The organism is Patescibacteria group bacterium, from assembly GCA_041675205.1.
Classification (GTDB): Bacteria; Patescibacteriota; Patescibacteriia; order GWA2-46-9; family GWA2-46-9; genus JBAYUF01.
Genome location: JBAYUF010000022.1, coordinates 1 through 3,652 on the forward strand (window position 1 = coordinate 1; position 3,652 = coordinate 3,652).

Genomic DNA, 3,652 nt, shown 5'->3' on the forward strand with positions numbered 1-3,652 from the left:
GCGGTAGCCAATGTGGAACAACGTGCCGTCCTGTTTAAAGGCGTTGATGTAAGCAGCTTGAACCTGCCCTGCGACAACTGGACCTGCAACTGGACCAAGAGCAGCCGTCGCAGCCGGTGTTAGAGCTGTTGCTATGCCGGACAAACTGCTGGGATTGTCATCAGAAATTTTGACCAGCATGCCAGTCAATTTATCACTGCCAAAATTCATTGAAGCACCAAGTACGGATGTGGTTAACGACGTTTGCCCCAGCTCGTTATTAGCAGTGTTGTAGCCAAAACCAACCGAGAAGTCCCCAGTCTTGTAGTTTGCATTCACCCCCAACATGCGAGACTTGTCAGCGTTGCCCACCACCTCCCCTAGGGCGTACATGAATGAGCCTGAAATGCCGTCCTTTACAAATCGATATTGCAATGCGTTCGATCTACGAATTTCAAGTATTACAGGAAAAGCAGCAATTTGACCTGCCGACAAGCCCGATTGTGTCTCCATGATGTCGTAAGCCGCATTGGTCTCAAATGCAGGCGTGTACATGCGCCCTGCCAAAACACCGCCAAAAGGCGTAATTAAACCAACATAAGCTTGTCGGTCAAATAAGCTGCCGCCACTGGCACCGACGTTCACACCGTATTCGTTCAGAAGTGTCCCCGCAACGCCGGCAGCACCAACGACGCCATTGACGAAAGGCTGATAGGCCGTAGGTAAGCCTAAAAGGGCAGCATTCGAAAAACGATCTGAGATTTGGTTGCCAGAAATTGGTCGACTGCTGTTGCCGCCGGTATCTGCCTCGACCCGCGCTTCCAGCGTAAAGATCGCTTTGTAACCGCCACCCAAGTCCTCATTGCCCTTGATGCCCCAACGCGAACCTTCCATGATGCCGCTGGCGACCTGCGTCACCGTGCCGCTTTTGAGTCCGGACACCGACGTGACGCCGACGTCGACCAAGCCATACAGCGTGACGCCGGGCGCGGTTTGGGCTTGCGCCAAGCCAGCGCAACACAGGGCGCTGGCCAGGCACACTTGGCGCAATACTGCGTTTTTGGAGGTGGAAATTGAATGAGTCATGATGAGTGGGGTGGTTGATAAAAACAAAAAAGAACGACCGTTCTGTTTGTTAATTCTGCACCAGTTAAGACTATTTGACTGCAAGGGTAATCCCTTAATTGGTGCAAAAAGCGACACAGGGTGGTGCGTTCTATCTGATTGATTTCCAAAGGAAAACCAAGCGCCGGTTGATGCTGGCTTGGTCGGTCCGCAAAACTGCCCGGCGGTGTTGCAATCTGTTGCAATTGCACGACGAAAACGCCTCTTTTTGCCGCTGAAACACAAAAGTAACTTGTAGAGGTGTCTGCCTTGCTGTGGTCTCGTGCTTAAATTCAGGGCGTGGGTGTTTGTTGCACTCATTCAAATTCCGACTTGTCGGTTTTGTCTTTTTTTAACCAGGAGTTTTTATGAAGAAAAGTCTAGTTGCTCTGGCAGTGCTCGCTGCCTCTGGCGCTTCTTTCGCGCAATCGTCTGTGACCGTATACGGCATTGTTGACATGTGGGTTGGCTCGCTCGATAACGGCACGACCTCCACAACGCTTTTGAATAGCGGTGGTGTGAGCGCCAATCGTTGGGGCCTGAAAGGTTCTGAAGATTTGGGCGGTGGTTTGAAGGCCAATTTCAACTTGGAACAAGGTTTTAACTCAGATACTGGCGCTGCCGCGACTGCGAACAGCGCTTTCTCTCGTCAGTCCTGGGTTGGTTTTTCGGGTGGTTTCGGTGAAGTGCGCGTTGGTCGTACAACGACACCGTTTGATGACGTGAGTGGTGTAGCTAATGCGCTTTTTGACTCCGATTTGTCGCCGATGTACGGTGTAGGCGCCCCTAATGGTGTTTTTGCCAGCGCCACCTATGTTGCGCGTCCGAACAACACTATTTTCTACCAAGCGCCTGATTTTGGTGGTTTCAGTGGTGCCATCAGCTATAGTCTGGACGAGAGCGTCGCGGCTGCTCCAAATGTGACTTCTATGAATCTCACTTACGCTGCGGGTCCTGTGGCCGTCCAGTTGGGCTACCAAACCGAAGACATTGTCAACACAGTTGGGCTGCCTGATGACTACAGCGTGGTGCGTTTGGGTGGTTCGTATGACTTCGGCACTTTCAAGTTGATGGCTAATTACGGTCAAGCAACGAGCATCGGCAACCAATCTGGTTTCGACGCTACCGATTACCAAATTGGTGCAGATATTCCGGTTGGCTCCGCCCTTGTGGTGTCTGTGAGCTACGCCAAGTCAGACGACAGCAATCCTGCTGCTTTTGCTGCTGCCGAACAGTCGCGTGAAGGTTATGGCATTGCCGCAGCCTACAACTTGTCCAAGCGCACCTTCTTGTACGGCGGTTACCAAGCGGCCACCACAAGTCAAGCCGGTGTCGCTGACGTTGACTCCAGTCTGTTCGCAGTGGGCATCAACCACCGCTTCTGATCCTGCGCTGGCGCAAGCCAGTTGTTGATCTGAAAACAAAAAACCCGTGCGGTTCTGCTGCACGGGTTTTTTTTGGCCAGCCCAACAGCTTTTGTATCAAGATGTTGCACGGTGGCAACGGCGGCGCCAAATGTTGGCAAGATGACGACCCCAGTTTGCACCAAAGCCGTCGGCATCTGTTTCAATACGTCCTAACTTCCTGAACAAGGGGGTTGGCCCGGGACTCTGAAACTTTTTCAGTACCGGAGTCCTTTGTTTAACCTTGGAGATATTTCAAATGAAAAAATCGCTAATCGCGTTGGCCGTTCTGGCTGCTTCCGGCGCCGCTATGGCCCAATCTTCTGTGACCTTGTATGGTGTGGTGGATGCTGGTCTGGCAGTTGAAGACGACGGCACAACTTCTACAACCCGCATGGATCCCAGCAATTTAAACGGCAATCGCTGGGGTCTGAAAGGCACTGAAGACCTCGGCAATGGTCTGAAGGCGATATTTGTTGTCGAAAGTGGATTTAAGCTTGATGATGGCGCCCAAGCAAGTACAACAAGCTTGTTCAATCGTCAATCTTACGTTGGCATCAGCGGGGGTTTCGGTACCGTGAAGCTTGGTCGTCAAATGAATTCGGTGTATTCGAATTCAGGCACTTTTGATCCGTTTGGCAATGCGTTGGCTGGTGATACTTCACGCTTGCTGAACTACCAAGGTAGCCGTACTGACAACGCCATCACCTATGCTTATGCAGCAAACGGTTTCCGTGGTGAGTTCCAGTACGCTTTGGGCGAAGTCGGGGGTAACAATGCAGCCGGTCGTATGGTTGGCGGTTTTTTGGGTTACAAGGCTGGTCCGATCGATGTCGTTCTGACCACCCAAAACACACGTAACGCAACTGACACCGACAGCACCAAAGTGACCTTGTTGGGCGGTAATTACAACTTCGGTATCGCCAAAGCGTTTTTGACTTTTGACACTGAAACGGGCGTTGGTACAACCGATCTGCGCCACATGGTCGTTGGTGCCGTTGTGCCCGTGGGCGCTGGCTCGATCAAGCTGTCTTACATCAAGCGTCAGGACAATGCAGTTGCAACCAAGGATGCTGAGCAATACGCAATCGGTTACACCTATGATTTGTCCAAGCGTACAGCGCTTTACACCAGCTACAGCCGCTTGACTAACGAAGCCAATTCGA

3 protein-coding genes are annotated in these 3,652 nt (G+C 51.8%); 2 read left to right on the forward strand and 1 reads right to left on the reverse strand.

All coding sequences use genetic code 11. From position 1 onward, the window contains the following. The coding region (locus WC052_05895; protein ID MFA7287167.1) for a porin at window positions 1-1,404 on the reverse strand (1,404 nt) is incomplete at its 3' end. Between the two features lie 47 nt (window positions 1,405-1,451). Here WC052_05895 and WC052_05900 point away from each other — a divergent pair. Both WC052_05900 and WC052_05905 read left to right on the forward strand, forming a co-directional pair. Beyond that, entirely contained in the window at window positions 1,452-2,468 is a 1,017-nt protein-coding gene (locus WC052_05900) for a porin (protein ID MFA7287168.1), read from the forward strand. 277 nt (window positions 2,469-2,745) lie between these two features. Next, a partial coding sequence (locus tag WC052_05905; protein ID MFA7287169.1) for a porin occupies window positions 2,746-3,652 on the forward strand: 907 nt, incomplete at its 3' end.

What these genes read in the sequence shown, in the direction of transcription:
- WC052_05900 (MFA7287168.1), top strand. Translation starts at nt 1,452, where the DNA reads ATGAAGAAAAGTCTAGTTGCTCTGGCAGTGCTCGCTGCCTCTGGCGCT.